Annotated in this window: 12 protein-coding genes; 6 read left to right on the top strand and 6 right to left on the bottom strand. The window is 74.4% G+C overall.

Annotated elements, in window-relative coordinates:
• Window positions 1-45 precede the first annotated feature (45 nt).
• Window positions 46-741, bottom strand: coding sequence for a ribosome hibernation-promoting factor, HPF/YfiA family (gene hpf, locus ACFRMQ_RS26555; RefSeq protein ID WP_380733157.1), 696 nt, complete (start codon window positions 739-741; stop codon window positions 46-48).
• 370 nt (window positions 742-1,111) lie between these two features.
• Between hpf and ACFRMQ_RS26550 the strand changes: the two genes are divergently transcribed.
• Complete coding sequence (locus ACFRMQ_RS26550; RefSeq protein WP_380733156.1) at window positions 1,112-1,855, top strand: ComF family protein; 744 nt, start codon at window positions 1,112-1,114, stop codon at window positions 1,853-1,855.
• Between the two features lie 59 nt (window positions 1,856-1,914).
• On the opposite strand, the gene ACFRMQ_RS26545 is transcribed toward ACFRMQ_RS26550, so the two are convergent.
• Genes ACFRMQ_RS26545 through mtrA form a run of 3 tightly spaced genes read right to left on the bottom strand, consistent with a single transcriptional unit; the run spans window position 1,915 to window position 6,536 of the window.
• Window positions 1,915-3,780, bottom strand: a complete 1,866-nt coding sequence (locus ACFRMQ_RS26545) for an LpqB family beta-propeller domain-containing protein (protein WP_380733155.1) — start codon at window positions 3,778-3,780, stop codon at window positions 1,915-1,917.
• A complete protein-coding gene (mtrB, locus tag ACFRMQ_RS26540) occupies window positions 3,755-5,857 on the bottom strand; it encodes an MtrAB system histidine kinase MtrB (RefSeq protein WP_380733154.1) in 2,103 nt (700 codons plus the stop codon). Before mtrB ends, ACFRMQ_RS26545 begins: the two co-directional genes overlap by 26 nt.
• Window position 5,858: 1 nt before the next feature.
• Window positions 5,859-6,536 carry an MtrAB system response regulator MtrA gene (gene mtrA / locus ACFRMQ_RS26535; protein WP_030247322.1) on the bottom strand — a complete coding sequence of 226 codons (678 nt, stop codon included), beginning with the start codon at window positions 6,534-6,536 and terminating at the stop codon, window positions 5,859-5,861.
• Between the two features lie 287 nt (window positions 6,537-6,823).
• Between mtrA and ACFRMQ_RS26530 the strand changes: the two genes are divergently transcribed.
• The 5 genes from ACFRMQ_RS26530 to ACFRMQ_RS26510 are packed head-to-tail and all read left to right on the top strand — an operon-like array spanning window position 6,824 to window position 12,260.
• The gene (locus ACFRMQ_RS26530) at window positions 6,824-7,999 is read left to right on the top strand and encodes a hypothetical protein (protein WP_380733153.1); all 1,176 of its coding nucleotides are present in this window, start codon (window positions 6,824-6,826) and stop codon (window positions 7,997-7,999) included.
• A gap of 5 nt (window positions 8,000-8,004) precedes the next feature.
• Window positions 8,005-8,694, top strand: coding sequence for a DUF4129 domain-containing protein (locus tag ACFRMQ_RS26525; RefSeq protein WP_380733152.1), 690 nt, complete (start codon window positions 8,005-8,007; stop codon window positions 8,692-8,694).
• Window positions 8,691-9,902: a DUF4350 domain-containing protein gene (locus ACFRMQ_RS26520; RefSeq protein WP_380733151.1), complete on the top strand. Its 1,212-nt coding sequence runs from the start codon at window positions 8,691-8,693 to the stop codon at window positions 9,900-9,902. Before ACFRMQ_RS26525 ends, ACFRMQ_RS26520 begins: the two co-directional genes overlap by 4 nt.
• Window positions 9,899-10,909, top strand: a complete 1,011-nt coding sequence (locus tag ACFRMQ_RS26515) for an AAA family ATPase (RefSeq protein WP_380733150.1) — start codon at window positions 9,899-9,901, stop codon at window positions 10,907-10,909. Before ACFRMQ_RS26520 ends, ACFRMQ_RS26515 begins: the two co-directional genes overlap by 4 nt.
• 40 nt (window positions 10,910-10,949) lie before the next feature.
• Window positions 10,950-12,260: a DUF58 domain-containing protein gene (locus tag ACFRMQ_RS26510; protein ID WP_380733149.1), complete on the top strand. Its 1,311-nt coding sequence runs from the start codon at window positions 10,950-10,952 to the stop codon at window positions 12,258-12,260.
• A gap of 12 nt (window positions 12,261-12,272) precedes the next feature.
• On the opposite strand, the gene ACFRMQ_RS26505 is transcribed toward ACFRMQ_RS26510, so the two are convergent.
• Window positions 12,273-13,430 (bottom strand): RNA polymerase sigma factor, encoded by a 1,158-nt coding sequence (locus tag ACFRMQ_RS26505; RefSeq protein ID WP_380733158.1) that lies wholly within the window; start codon window positions 13,428-13,430, stop codon window positions 12,273-12,275.
• Between the two features lie 8 nt (window positions 13,431-13,438).
• Window positions 13,439-13,846: a YciI family protein gene (locus tag ACFRMQ_RS26500; RefSeq protein ID WP_380733148.1), complete on the bottom strand. Its 408-nt coding sequence runs from the start codon at window positions 13,844-13,846 to the stop codon at window positions 13,439-13,441.
• Window positions 13,847-14,051 lie beyond the last annotated feature (205 nt).

Here is a 14,051-nt window from a genome sequence, read left to right as displayed (position 1 = left end):
GGCCACGGCCGCCGGGGTCACCCCTCCATCACCGCTCGGACGGCGTCAGTCCTCGCCGTCGAACCCGTTGATCGCGCCGCCGGCCCCGCCACCCGGCCCGGCCGAGGGGTCGGTCCGCAGGTGGATGACGCCGTAGTCGTAGCCGTGCCGACGGTAGACCACGCTCGGCAGGCCGCTGTCCTTCTCCACGAAGAGGTAGAAGTCGTGGCCGACCAGCTCCATCTCGTAGAGCGCCTGGTCCAGCGCCATGGGGGCGGCCGGGTGGGTCTTCTCCCGCACCACCAGCGGGCCTTCGCCCTCCACTTCCAGGGATCCCATCATGGTCTTGCGGACGGCGCCGTTCGTCTCGCCCTCCAACGCCGTCGCGTCCGGCAGCGCGGCCAGGGCCGCGGTCGCCTCGGCGACGCTGATCGGGGTGCGGCCGTTCGCGCCGCCCTTGTGCACCCGACGCCGGTCCGCGGACTTGCGCAACTGCGCGTCGAGCTTCGCCGAAGCCAGGTCGAGCGCCGCGTACGGGTCCCCCGCGGCGGCTTCGGCCCGGATCACGGGGCCGCGGCTGCGGAGAGTGATCTCCACCCGATCGGAGCGGTCGGCCTGCCGCGGGTTGTGCTCCTTGGACACCTCGACGTCGAGGCTGATGGCCTTCGCGTCGAACTTCTGGACCTTCTCCAGCTTCTCGGCCACGTGCTCGCGGAACCTCTTGGGCACCTCGGTCTTGCGGCCCTTGACGACGATGTCCACGCAGAACTCCGATCCCTCGTGCTGACGCCGATCCGGGTGCTACCGGACCGGACTGAGACCCAGCTGGACCAGCCCATCCACTGCCGACCCCCCGTCCCCACCGCCAGCGGCGGGAAACGACTGGCCCTCACCTCACTTCCTCCCCACCAGGGACGGTTGAAACCCCCTGGGCCTTATCGAACACCTCACACGGGTTTTTCGCCTCCTCAGGCGATAAGGAGGGTATGACCCGATATTGTGCTCGGGCGGTCAAGCTGGTGCACCCTGTCTACCCTCTCGTGGGTGAAGTAAGGGTAAATACCTGGACAACGCCCCCCATACGGCGCACTCTGTGCTGACTCTCCGTGCCTGCCGCCCGCCAGGAGCAGCCGTGCCGCCGACTCCCTCCCCCGCCCGTCCGCCGTCCGCGCGCCCGTCGTCCGCGCGGAGGCCGCTCGGCCACGCGCTGGCCGGGCTCCTGGACGTTCTGCTGCCCGCCGACTGCGCGGGCTGCGGCAGCGAACGCGCCCAGCTCTGCCCGGCCTGCCGGCACGTGCTGGCCACCTCACGGCCCGCACCCACCCGGTTGCCCTGGACGCACGCCGCCGCGCCGTACACCGATCCGGTCCGGCAGCTGCTGCTGGCGCACAAGGAGCGGGGCGCGCTGCGGCTGGCCGGGCCGCTCGGCGAGGCCCTGGGCCGGGCCGTGCGCTCCGCCCTGGGCGCGCGGGCCGGGGCCGCGCCGCTGCTGCTGGTCCCGATGCCCTCGACGCGCTCGGCCGTCCGCGCCCGCGGGCACGATCCGACGCTGCGACTGGCGGGCGCGGCCGCCCGCTCGCTGCGCCGGGCCGGGCTGGACGTACGGGCGGCGCCACTGCTGCGGCACGCCCGGCCGGTCGCCGACCAGACCGGGCTGAACGCGGCCGAGCGGCGCCGCAACCTGCACGGCGCGCTCACCGTGCTGCCGCCCGCCCGGACCGGGCGGGCGGGCCTGGCCGGCCGTCACCCGGTGCTGGTGGACGACCTGGTGACCACCGGGGCCAGCCTCGCCGAGGCGGCCCGGGCACTGGCCGACGCCGGGCTGCCGGCCCGGGCGGGTGCCACGGTCGCGGCCACGGTGCGCCCGGCCGGCTGAACCGGGCGCCCCGGCCCCGCCGGCCCGTCAGCCCGTCAGCCCGTCAGCCCGTCAGCCCGTCAGCCCGGGTAGAAGAACGAGCGGGGCTTGTCGATCAACTGGGCCTCCCGCCACTGGTTGTTGAGCAGCCGGTAGACCTTGGCGTCCGCCACCGCGAGCACCGGCGGCGCCTGGGTCAGCACGTCCCCGCGGGACTCCGAGGCCGAGACGGTCCGCATGCTCTCGCCGATCCCCAGCTGGGTGTCCGAACTCTGCGAGCCGTCCGTGCTGATGTAGTGCAGCTGCTGGGTCCGGTCGGTCTCCTTGCCGAGCACCAGCAGTTGGTCGGTCTCCGCCCAGGACACCGAGGCGACGTCGGTGAGGGTCGGGGCCGCCCGGCGCAGCCCGGTGATCTTCGCGGTCGGCGCCTCCTTGGTGCCGCCGTGCACCACCAGGCCGAACATCAGCGAACTGGCGGCCAAGCCCGGGGTCTTGACCACCAGGGCGATCCGGGCGCCGTCCGAGGAGATCTTGAGCGAGTCCACGGCCTGCCCGGTCAGCCCCTCGACCGGCACGGTGTACGACTTGTTGCCGCGCACCATCACCACCCGCGGGCTCTGCTTGTTGCGGTCCACCACCCAGAGGTCGCCCCGCCCGTCCCAGCTGGGCGAGCCGAAGCCGTCCTCCTTGTCGCCGCCCTTGGCCGGCGAGCTGAGCACCGGCTCGCCCAGGGCGGCGCCCTCCGCCAACGGCACCGAGTAGACCTGGTGGCCGTCCCCGCTGACCGCGGCGGCCGTGAGGCCGTCCCGGCTGACGGCGACGGTGCCGAGCGGCGGCGTGCCGTTCGGCTGCGGCTTGCCCAGGGCGCCGCGGACCGGGTCGCCGGTGCGCCCCTCGTCGGTCAGCATCATCAGCACGCCGTTGTCGGCGCGCTGGTAGTACTGCTGGGTCGAGGCGCGCCCGGCCAGCGCCCCGGGGCCGGTGGACGGCTGGTCGCTGCGGCCGGCGGTGCAGGAGCCGTGCCGCCCCTTCAGCTCCAGCCGGTCGACCTGGCCCTTGCCCTGGTCGGCGAGGGTGTAGAAGAGCTGGGTCGCCATCCGGCGGCAGGCCATCGGCTCGCCGATGTCCGCGCCGCCGAGCTGCACGTGGGCGAGCCGGCTGTCGTCGATGGTCACCGACTCGACCGTGGCCCCGGCCGGGAACGCCGTCCCGACCACCGGAGCGAGCCAGCTGGAGGGGCCGTGGACGAGCGCCCGGGCGGCCGAGATGAGCGGGTTTATCCGGCGCCGCAGGTAGATCGGGTCGGCGATCAGCACCTCCTGGCCGGTGTTCCCGGAGACCACCGCCGACGGGTCCGGCGCGGCGTAGAAGAACCGTTCGACCTGCCGGAAGCTGTTCCGGAAGTTGGTCTCGTTCATGATCACGCCGGGCGGCAGCTTGTCGATCCGCCACTCGCCGTTCTCCCGGACGAAGGTGAAGTCCGAGGAGACGTTGTTGTTCTGCCCGGCGACCAGCAGGTACGAGTGCTTCTCGTCGACGGTGGCGACCAGCTGCCCGCTCACCGCCGCGGAGACCTGGGTGTCCGCGGCGGTGACGTCCTGGCCGGCCGGGATGGTGGTGGCGGAGAGCACCCGGATCCCGGCATCCGGGTTCCAGGTCTGGGCGGCGCTCTCGGTGAGGTACTTGCGCGCCGTGTCGTAGCCCTCGTCGGCGGTCACCGCGTCCAGGAACCCGGTCAGCAGTTCGGTCGGCTTGGCGCCCCGACCGGGCGCCACCGGGTAGACCCGGGCCTGGAGGTTCTTGTCGGCCGGGCCCTGGGACAGCTCCACCCTGGTGATGCCGCCGGAGTCGGGCATGGCCGCGCAGCCGCTCGCCACCAGGGCGCCGAGCAGCGCGCCGACCGCCGCGAGCAGCCGCGGCTCAGTCCTGTTGCTCGTCCTTCGCACGCTGCGACCCCTCCGCGTCCGTCGTCCCACCCATGGCGTCCGGCTCCGCCGTCCGCTGTGCCACCGACGGCCGTCCCGGCGTCGGGTCCACCATCACCTGGGCGCCGGTGGCACCGTAACCGCCCGCCGTCCACACGTCCGAGGGGTCCGACCGCGGCCCCTCCGGCAATCGGCGCCGGCTCAGCCCGGGGCCGATGTTCAGCACCCCGCCGAGCCCGCTGCCGAGGCTGCTGCCCGCGCCCTCCGGCGTCTCCGCGTGGTCGTCGACGGCGGCCGTCGCCGTCGAGCCGGCCGGGCTGATCGCCCGCCGGTACGGCGTGCCCTGGGCGCCCAGGCCCCGGTTGTTGCGGGAGTCCTCCGGCTCCAGCCGGAACGGCGCCCGGCTGATCTCCCCGCCGCGGGTGCGCGGCAGGGTGAGCCGGAAGTGCGAGCCGCCACCGGGCTCGCCCCAGGCCTGGAGCCACCCGCCGTGCAGATGGGCGTCCTCCACCGCGATGGACAGGCCGAGGCCGGTGCCGCCGGTGGTCCGCACCCGGGACGGGTCGGCCCGCCAGAAGCGGTGGAACACCCGGGACGCCTCGCCCGGCTTGAGGCCGATGCCGTAGTCGCGCACGCCGACGGCGACCGCGCCGTCCGCGGAGCCCAGCCGGACCACCACGTCGCGGCCCTCGCCGTGCTCCAGCGCGTTGACCACCAGGTTGCGCAGGATGCGCTCGATCCGGCGGGAGTCCACCTCCGCCAGCACCGGCTCGCCGTCGCCGCGGATCACCACGGCGCTGCCCTTGGCCTCGGCGAGCGGTTCGGCGGCCTCCACCACCCGGCCGACGATCTCGCGCAGGTCCACCGGTTCGGCGTCCAGGATCGCGGCGCCGGCGTCGAAGCGGCTGATCTCCAGCAGGTCGGCGAGCAGCGACTCGAAGCGGTCCAGCTGGCCCTGGAGGAGTTCGGCCGAGCGGGCCGCCATCGGGTCCAGGTCCTCTCGGCTGTCGTAGATGAGGTCGGCGGCCATCCGGACCGTGGTCAGCGGGGTGCGCAGCTCGTGCGAGACGTCCGAGACGAACCGCCGCTGCACCCGGGACAGCTCCTCCAGCTGGCGGATCTGCGCCTGGAGGGCGTTGGCCATCCGGTTGAAGGACTCCCCGAGGCGGGCGATGTCGTCCGTCCCGGTGATCTTCATCCGTTCTTCCAGGTGCCCGTCGGCGAGCCGCTCGGAGATCCCGGCGGCCATCCGGACCGGGGTGACCACCTGGCGCACCACGACCCAGGCGATGCCGCCCATCAGGATCACCACGAACACGCCGGCGGTCGCCAGCGTGCCGGTGACCAGGTTGAGGGTGTCGGTCTCCTGGCCGAAGGAGAACACGTAGAACAGCTGGTACGGCGTCCCGGCCGGGCCGGTGAACTGCATGCCGAGGGCCAGTCCGGGCTCGGACTTGACGGTGCTGTCGGGCGAACGGTGGATCCGGGTCGGCTGCTCGAACATCTGGCCGGACTCGGCGAGCAGCTTGGCCCGCAGGGTGTCCGGGATGCTGATCGGCTGGATGTCGCCCGAGTAGCGCGGTGCGAAACCGGCCGTGTCCGGGGCGACGGCGCCGGTGCCGGGGGCCATCGCGATCACCGAGTAGACCGTCTGCCCGCTCCCGGCCAGGTCGTTGACCTGCCGCAGCAGCCAGGTGCCGGTCTCGTCGACGGTCGGATCGCCGGTGCCCCGAAGCTTCTGGTCCCGGGCCTCGTCGATCTTCTTCTGCTCGACCTGGAAACCGATCCGGGCCTGTGCGCGGGCGGCGTCCATCTTGGTGCCGAGCAGTCCGGTGCGCACCTGCGCCACCACGACCACGCCCAGCACCAGGACGACCGCGATGGACGCCAGCAGGGAGACCGCGACCACGCGCAGCTGGATCGACCGGCGGTAGAGCGCGGTCACCCGGCTCACCGGGCGGCGCAGCTGACGCCGCACCAGCCCGACCGCGCGGGAAGGACCGCGGCGGCGGGTGGTCGAGCTCAGCACGTCGCCGCGCACGGCACCCGCCCCGTCGGTCGCGGAACCCGACGGGGTGTCGTCTGCCCGCTCCGTCACGTCAGCTGGGTCCGGCCTTGTAGCCGACGCCGCGGACGGTCACCACGATCTCGGGGCGCTCCGGGTCCTTCTCGATCTTGGAACGCAGGCGCTGCACATGGACGTTGACCAGGCGGGTGTCCGCCGCGTGGCGGTAGCCCCAGACCTGCTCCAGCAGCACCTCGCGGGTGAACACCTGCCAGGGCTTGCGGGCGAGCGCGACCAGCAGGTCGAACTCCAGCGGGGTCAGCGGGATGCCCCGGCCGTCCCGCTTCACCGAGTGGCCGGCCACGTCGATCACCAGGTCGCCGATGGTCAGCTGCTCGGGGGTGGGCTCCTCGGCACGGCGGAGCCGGGCACGCACCCGGGCCACCAGTTCCTTGGGCTTGAACGGCTTGGTGACGTAGTCGTCGGCACCCGACTCCAGGCCCACGACCACGTCGACCGTGTCGGTCTTCGCGGTCAGCATCACGATCGGGATACCGGACTCCGCCCGGATCTGCCGGCACACGTCGATGCCGTCCCGGCCCGGAAGCATCAGGTCGAGCAGGACCAGGTCCGGCTTGGTCTCCCGGAACGCGGCTAGCGCCCTGTCCCCATCCGCGACGAAAAACGGCTCAAAACCCTCACCACGCAGCACGATACCGAGCATCTCGGCCAGTGCGGAGTCGTCATCAACGACGAGGACGCGTCCCTTCATGGGTCCATCTTCTCATTACCGGATTGTGACCTGCCGCACAGCAGTACCAATGCTCCAGAACGGCCAACTCGCCCACCGGTGCATTCCGGCCATACCGGGCGAATGACCCCCACCGGAGAGCCCGGGAGCCCCTCGCGGAGCACCACCCGCCCCACCGCGGACGACCGTTGCCGATCAGCAACCGGATCGCCGTGGGGCCTGTTTCCGGCCCCATGGCACGATGGGCGCTGCGTGCGGGCGGAAGATCCGTCCGCGGTCGCGCCCGTGACGCCCTCCGAGGAGCAGTGATGACCGACACCCCGGGCTGGGCCTCGCCCAGCTCGTCCGAGCCGCCCCGCGACGACGCCCGGCCCCCGGCCGACGCGTCCGCCGCCGCGCCCGGGCCGTCGGCACCACCTCAGCCCGCCCCCGGCCTGACCGACCCGGCCGGCGCCCCCCAGTGGGGCCGCCAGTGGGGACAGCAGCCTCCCGGCGGTCACCACCCGTACGGCTGGGGCGCCCCGGCGAGCCCCAAGCCCGGCGTCATCCCGCTGCGCCCGCTGAGCATCGGCGAACTGCTGGACGGCGGCGTCACCACCGTGCGCCGGCACTGGCGCACCGTGCTCGCGCTGTCACTCGGCATCGCCGTGCTCGCCCAGGCCGCCGGCGTCCTGGTCAGCCTGCTGGTCAAGGGCAAGACCGGCGAGGCCACCCCGACCCTGCGGCTGATCGCCGACATGCCGCTGCAACTGCTGCTCGGCGTGATCGCCACCGCCCTGCTCACCATCGTGGTCAGCCGCGCCGTCCTCGGCCGGTCCGCGACCGCCAAGGAGACCTGGAACGACGCCCGGCCCCGAATGGTCCAGCTGCTCGGGCTGACCGTGCTCACCGCCCTGATCGGCCCCGGCGTGATACTGCTCGGCCTGGCCCCGCTGCTCGGCTACTCCGCCACCGGCTCGGACTCCCCCGCGATCACCGGCCTGCTGGCCCTGGTCGGCCTGCTCGCCCTGCCGGTCGCCCTCTGGCTCTACGTGCGCTTCAGCCTCGCCGCCCCCGCCCTGATGCTGGAGAAGCAGGGCGTGCTGACCGCGCTGTCGCGCTCGCGACGCCTCGTCCGCGGCGCCTGGTGGCGGGTCTTCGGCATCACCCTGCTGAGCCACGTGCTGGCGCTCGTCGTCACCGTGGTCGTCGCCGTCCCGTTCCAGATCCTCGGCCTGGCGCTGGGCTTCGAGGACCTCGACGCCAAGGGCCTGCCCGACACCCTCGACCAGAGCGCCGCCATGGTGATCCTCCTGGCGGTCGCCGGGATCATCGCCGGCACCTTCACCACCCCGTTCATCGCCGCCGTCGGCGTACTGGTCTACATCGACCAGCGGATCCGCCGCGAGGCCCTGGACATCGAGCTCGCCCGCGCGGCCGGTCTGCCCGGGCACGACGGCGCCGGCTGGGGCGGGCCCGCCGATCCGACCGCGGCGAGGCGCTGAACCGGATGCCCATCTGGGGGGACAGGCTCCTCGCCGCGGGCGGTGCCCCGGTCACCGTCCCGCGCGACCCGGCGCGCGACGCCGCCCGTGACGAGCTCCTCGACGCGGAGTACCACAAGCACGATCCGTCCGTCCTGAAGCGGATCACGGACTGGATCTACGACCACCTCGCCGGCGCGCTCGACAGCATCTCCGGCGAGGGCACCGACGGCACCACCGGGATGGTCCTCTTCCTGATCGTCGCCGTGCTGATCGGCGCCGCCCTCTGGTGGCGGCTCGGCGCGCCCCGCCGCACGGCCCGCACCGTCCAGGACGTGTACGGCGACGGCGGACCGCGCAGCGCCGACCAGTACCGGGCGGACGCCGCCGGGCACGCCGCCGCCGGACGCTGGTCCGAGGCCGTCCGCGAGCAGATGCGCGCCCTGGTCCGGAGCCTGGAGGAACGCACCCTGCTCGACACCCGCCCCGGCCGCACCGCCGACGAGGCCGCCGCCGAGGCCGGACGGACCCTGCCCGAGCACGCCGCCGCACTGGCCGCGGCCGCCCGGACCTTCGACGACATCGCGTACGGCGAGCGCACCGCCGACCAGGCCGCGTACCGGCTGCTGCACGAGCTCGACCGGACGCTGGAGCGCACCCGCCCCGTCCTCGCGGCCGCCCCGGCCCCGGCGCCGACCCCAGGAGGAGCGGCATGACCGCCCCCGCCCCCGCACCGTCGTCCCCCACCGCCGCACCGACCAGCCTCACCCCCACCGCCCGGGGCCTGTGGCGCCGGGCCCGCTGGTACCTGGCCGTCCTCGCCGCCCTGCTGATCGGCGCCGCCGCCGTGTCCGCCCTCGGCCAGGACCACCGCTACCCGCCGCTGGACCCGCGCTCCTACGACCGCGACGGCACCCACGCCGTCGTCGTCCTGCTCGAACGCCAGGGCCTCAAGGCCGAGTTCACCTCCGACCCGACCGCCACCCAGGCCGGCCCGGACACCCTCGTCCTGCCCGAACCCGACCTGCTCAGCCCCGCCCAGCTGCGCGCCGTCGCCGCCGCCCGGCACCGGCGCCTGGTGCTGATCGCCCCCGGCCCGGCCGCGCTCACCGCGCTCGCCCCCGGCATCCGGCCGTCCGACGACGCCGGCGGGCTGCCGTACGCCTCCATCCGCTCCACCCCCCCGGAGTGCACGCTCCCCGAGGCCGTCCGGGCGGGCAGCGCCCAGCAGGGCGGCATGCTCTACACCAGCGGCAGCCGCGGCGAGGGCTGCTACCCGCGCGGCCACGGCTACCCGCTGGTCAGCGTCCCGGTCGGCGACGGCGACCACGACGTCATCGTGCTCGGCAGCGGCGCCTTCCTGAGCAACGGCGAGCTGGCCCAGGACGGCGACGCCGCCCTCGCCCTCGCCCTGCTCGGCTCCCAGCCCCGCCTCACCTGGCACCTGCCCGACTACTCCGTCCCGCTCCCCGAGGGCACCCGCACCAAGACCTTCGGCGACTACCTCCCGAGCGGCTGGCACTGGGCCGGCTACCAGCTCGCCGTCGCCGCCGTGCTCGCCGCCCTGTGGCGCGGGCGCCGGCTCGGCCCGGTGATCAGCGAGAACCTGCCCGTGGTCGTCCGCGCCGCCGAGACCACCGAGGGCCGCGCCCGGCTGTACCGCCGGGCCAGGGCCCGCGGCCGCGCCGCCGAGGTCCTGCGCACCGCCGCCGCCCACCGTCTCGCCCCGCCCCTGGGCGTCCCGCTCCGGGCCGGCGCACCCGACCCCGACGCGCTCTGCGTCGCCGTGGCCGACCGGCTGCCCGAACGGCCCGCCGGGGACGTCCGGGCCCTGCTGTACGGCCCGCCCCCGACCGACGACACCGCACTGCTGCGGCTCGCCGACGACCTCGACGCCCTCGAAAGGCAGGTACGGAACCCGTGACCGACCAGGCAACCGCCCAGCTCCGCTCCGTCCCCGGCACGGCACCCGCCACCCCCGCCACCGACCCGCGCGCCGCGCTCACCGCCCTGCGCGCCGAGATCGGCAAGGCCGTGGTCGGCCAGGACGCCGCCGTCACCGGCCTGGTCGTGGCTCTGCTCTGCGGCGGCCACGTCCTGCTGGAGGGCGTCCCCGGCGTCGCCAAGACCCTGCTGGTGCGCACCCTGTCCACCGCGCTCAGCCTGGAGACCAAGCGCATCCAGTTCACCCCCGACCTGATGCCCGGCGACGTCACCGGCTCGCTCGTCTACGACGCCCGCACCGCCGAGTTCTCCTTCCAGCCCGGACCGGTCTTCACCAACCTGCTGCTCGCCGACGAGATCAACCGCACCCCGCCGAAGACCCAGGCCGCCCTGCTGGAAGCCATGGAGGAGGGCCAGGTCACGGTGGACGGCGAACCGCGCGCGCTGCCCGTCCCGTTCCTGGTCGCCGCGACCCAGAACCCGGTCGAGTACGAGGGCACCTACCCGCTGCCCGAGGCCCAGCTGGACCGCTTCCTGCTCAAGCTGATCCTGCCGCTGCCCGACCGCGACCAGGAGTTCCAGGTGCTCTCCCGGCACGCCGCCGGCTTCGACCCGCGCGACCTCGCCGCGGCCGGCGTCCGCCCGGTCGCCGGGCCCGAGCACCTGGCCGCCGCCCGCGCGCAGATCGCCCGGCTGACCGTCTCCCCCGAGGTCCTCGCCTACATCGTCGACCTCTGCCGGGCCACCCGGAACTCCCCGTCACTGTCCATCGGCGTCTCCCCTCGCGGTGCCACCGCCCTGCTCGCCGCCTCCCGCGCCTGGGCCTGGCTGGCCGGCCGCGACTACGTCACCCCCGACGACGTCAAGGCACTCGCCCTGCCCACCCTGCGCCACCGGGTCGCACTGCGAGCCGAGGCCGAGATGGAGGGCGTCACCGCCGACTCCGTCATCCAGGGCGTCCTCGCCCAGACGCCCGCACCCCGCTGACCCCACCGCACCCGTTCCGTTCCCGAAGGAGCGCAACCGCATGGCCCTCACCGGGCGAACCGCCCTGCTCGCCGCGCTCGGCGCGCTCGTCGTGGGCCTGCTGCTGCCGTCCCGCACCGGAATCGGCCTGGTCACCGGTGCGGTCCTGCTCGCCGTCGCGGTCGACCTCGTGCTCGCCGCCCCCGTCCGCGCCCTGCGGATCGAACGGGGCGGCGACACCACCGTCCGGCTCGGCGAGAGCGCCACGGTCGAACTGACCGTCACCAACCCGTCCGGCCGGCCGCTGCGGGGCCTGCTCCGGGACGCCTGGGCCCCCTCCGCCTGGCGCCCCGGCACCGCCGAGGCCGCCTCCCGGCACACCCTGGCCCTGCCGGGCGGCGAACGGCGCCGGATCACCACCGTGCTCACTCCCACCCGCCGCGGCGACCACCACGCCCACCGGGTGACGGTCCGATCGCTCGGCCCGCTCGGCCTGGCCGGCCGCCAGGGCTCGCACCTCGTCCCCTGGACGGTCCGCGCGCTGCCCCCGTTCACCAGCCGCAAGCACCTGCCCTCCCGGCTCGCCCGGCTGCGCGAACTCGACGGCCGCACCTCGGTGCTGACCCGAGGCCAGGGCACCGAGTTCGACTCCCTGCGCGAGTACCTGCCCGGCGACGACGTCCGCTCCATCGACTGGCGCGCCAGCGCCCGCCGCAGCACCGTCGCCGTCCGCACCTGGCGCCCCGAACGCGACCGGCACATCCTCGTCGTCCTCGACACCGGCCGCACCTCGGCAGGCCGGGTCGGCGACGCCCCCCGGCTCGACGCCGCCCTGGACGCCGCGCTGCTGCTCACCGCCCTCGCCACCCGGGCCGGCGACCGGGTCGACCTGCTCGCCCACGACACCCGCAAGCGCGTCGCGGTGGCCGGCAGCTCGGCCCACGAGGTCCTGCCCGCCTTCACCGACGCGATGGCCGGCCTGGAACCCGCGCTGCACGAGACCGACATGCGCTCACTGGTCTCCACGGCGCTCAAGATGGCGCCGCACCGCTCACTGATCGTGCTGCTCACCGGCCTGGACGCGGCGCCCGCCGAGGACGGCCTGCGCCCGCTGCTGCCGTTGCTCACCAAGCGCCACGAGGTCGTCCTCGCCTCCGTCGCCGACCCCCGGCTGGACGAACTCGCCGCCGGCCGGGGCACCCTGGAGGCGGTCTACGGCGCGGCCGCCGCCGAGCAGACCCGCGCCGACCGGCGCGCCACCGCCGAGCGCCTCACCCGGCACGGTGCCACCGTCCTGGACGCACCGCCGGCCCGGATCGCCCCGGTCCTCGCCGACACCTACCTGGCGCTGAAGGCCGCCGGCCGACTCTGAACCGCCCTTCGCTCAGCTGTTCCGACGCTCCCTCGATTCGGCGTTGATCCGGGCGGCCTGACGCGTCAGATGGTCGCGCTCGGCGAGACTGGGGGCCTTCAGCGCCGCCTCGGCGTACAGCCCGGCCGCCGTCGCCGCGTCCCCCGCACGCTCGTGGAGGTACGCGGCCGCGGCCGTGTGCCGGGGCAGCGCGTCGTCCAGCTCCGCGAGTGCCGCCAGCCCGGCACGCGGACCGTCGGCCTCGCCGACCGCCACCGCACGGTTGAGGCGTACGACGGGGCTCCCGGTCAGCCGGACGAGTTCGTCGTACCACTCGACGATCTGCGCCCAGTCCGTCTCCTCGGCGGTGGGCGCGTCGGCGTGCAGCGCCGCGATGGCGGCCTGGGCCTGGAACTCGCCCAGCCGGTCCCGGGCCAGGGCCGCCTGGAGAATGACGACACCCTCCGCGATCAGCCCGGTGTCCCACCGTCCGCGGTCCTGCTCGGCGAGCGGCACCAGGCTCCCGTCGGGCCCTGTCCTGCCCGCCCGCCGGGCGTGGTGCAGCAGCATCAGGGCCAGCAGCCCCGCCACCTCGGGGTGGTCGATCACCACCGCGAGCTGCCGGGTGAGCCGGATCGCCTCGGCCGCGAGGTCGACATCGCCGGAGTAACCCTCGTTGAAGACCAGGTAGAGCACCCGGAGCACGGTGGCGACGTCCCCGGGCTGATCGAACCCGACGGCCGAGACGGTCCGCTTGGCCCGGCTGATCCGCTGCGCCATCGTCGCCTCGGGCACCAGGTAGGCACGGGCGATCTGCCGGGTGGTCAGCCCGCCCACGGCCCGCAGCGTCAGGGCGACCGCCGACGAGGGCGTCAACGAGGGGTGGGCGCACAGGAAGTAGAGCTGGAGCGTGTCGTCCACGGCGGCCGCGGGCCCCGGCTCGGGCTCCTGGTCGACCAGGTCCTCCCGCCGCCGACGGGCGGCGTCCGACCTGGTCGCGTCCAGGAACTTCCGCCAGGCCACGGTGACCAGCCAGCCCTTGGGGTCGCGCGGCTGCTCGGCGGGCCACAGTCGGACCGCCTCGATCAGCGCCTCCTGGACGGCGTCCTCGGCCGCCGCGAACTCGGCTCCGCGACGGACGAGGACGCCGAGGACGCTCGGTGTGAGGCTCCTCAGCAGGGCCTCGTCCATGGGAACGGTCACTCCGTGCAGTTCGGCGGCATGGCCAGGAACGGCCGCAGCTCCAGCCACTCGTGGATGGGCTTCCCCCCGGCCCCGGGGGCGGCGGACAGCTCCGCGGCCAGTTCGAGGGCACGCTCGTAGCTGTCGACGTCGATCACCATCCAGCCGGCGATCAGGTCCTTGGTCTCCGCGAACGGCCCGTCGGTGACCGGCGGCCGGCCCTCGCCGTCGTACCGGACCCAGGTCCCCTCGGGCGCGAGCGCCTGGGCGTCGACGAACTCCCCGGTCGTCTCCAGCCGGGCCGCGAAGTCCCGCATGTACGTGATGTGCGCCGAGACCTCCTCGGGCGTCCACTGGTCCATGGGCGTGCAGTCGGCCGCGGCCGGGGCGCCTCGGTAGTGCTTCAGCAGCAGGTACTTGGCCATCGTCGTCTCCTCGGGAGCTGGTGCGACCCATTGTGGCCGCGTCCACCCCGGGGACGGTGCGGGGCACGGGTTCTCGACATCGCCCGCCAAGATTTTTTGGACCGGAAATGCCCGGAAACGCGAAGAACCCCCATCCGGAAACCGGATGGGGGTTCATTCACAATAATTGTTCGGCGGCGTCCTACTCTCCCACAGGGTCCCCCCT

The organism is Kitasatospora sp. NPDC056783, assembly GCF_042789895.1.
Classification (GTDB): domain Bacteria; phylum Actinomycetota; class Actinomycetes; order Streptomycetales; family Streptomycetaceae; genus Kitasatospora.
Note: the sequence above shows the minus strand (reverse complement) of the source record. Positions and strands in the feature narration are given on the sequence as shown.

Coding starts and splice junctions, on each gene's coding strand:
- mtrA (WP_030247322.1), bottom strand. CDS start 6,536: ATGAAGGGACGCGTCCTCGTCGTTGATGACGACTCCGCACTGGCCGAG.
- ACFRMQ_RS26530 (WP_380733153.1), top strand. CDS start 6,824: ATGACCGACACCCCGGGCTGGGCCTCGCCCAGCTCGTCCGAGCCGCCC.
- ACFRMQ_RS26525 (WP_380733152.1), top strand. CDS start 8,005: ATGCCCATCTGGGGGGACAGGCTCCTCGCCGCGGGCGGTGCCCCGGTC.
- ACFRMQ_RS26520 (WP_380733151.1), top strand. CDS start 8,691: ATGACCGCCCCCGCCCCCGCACCGTCGTCCCCCACCGCCGCACCGACC.
- ACFRMQ_RS26510 (WP_380733149.1), top strand. CDS start 10,950: ATGGCCCTCACCGGGCGAACCGCCCTGCTCGCCGCGCTCGGCGCGCTC.
- ACFRMQ_RS26505 (WP_380733158.1), bottom strand. CDS start 13,430: ATGGACGAGGCCCTGCTGAGGAGCCTCACACCGAGCGTCCTCGGCGTC.
- ACFRMQ_RS26500 (WP_380733148.1), bottom strand. CDS start 13,846: ATGGCCAAGTACCTGCTGCTGAAGCACTACCGAGGCGCCCCGGCCGCG.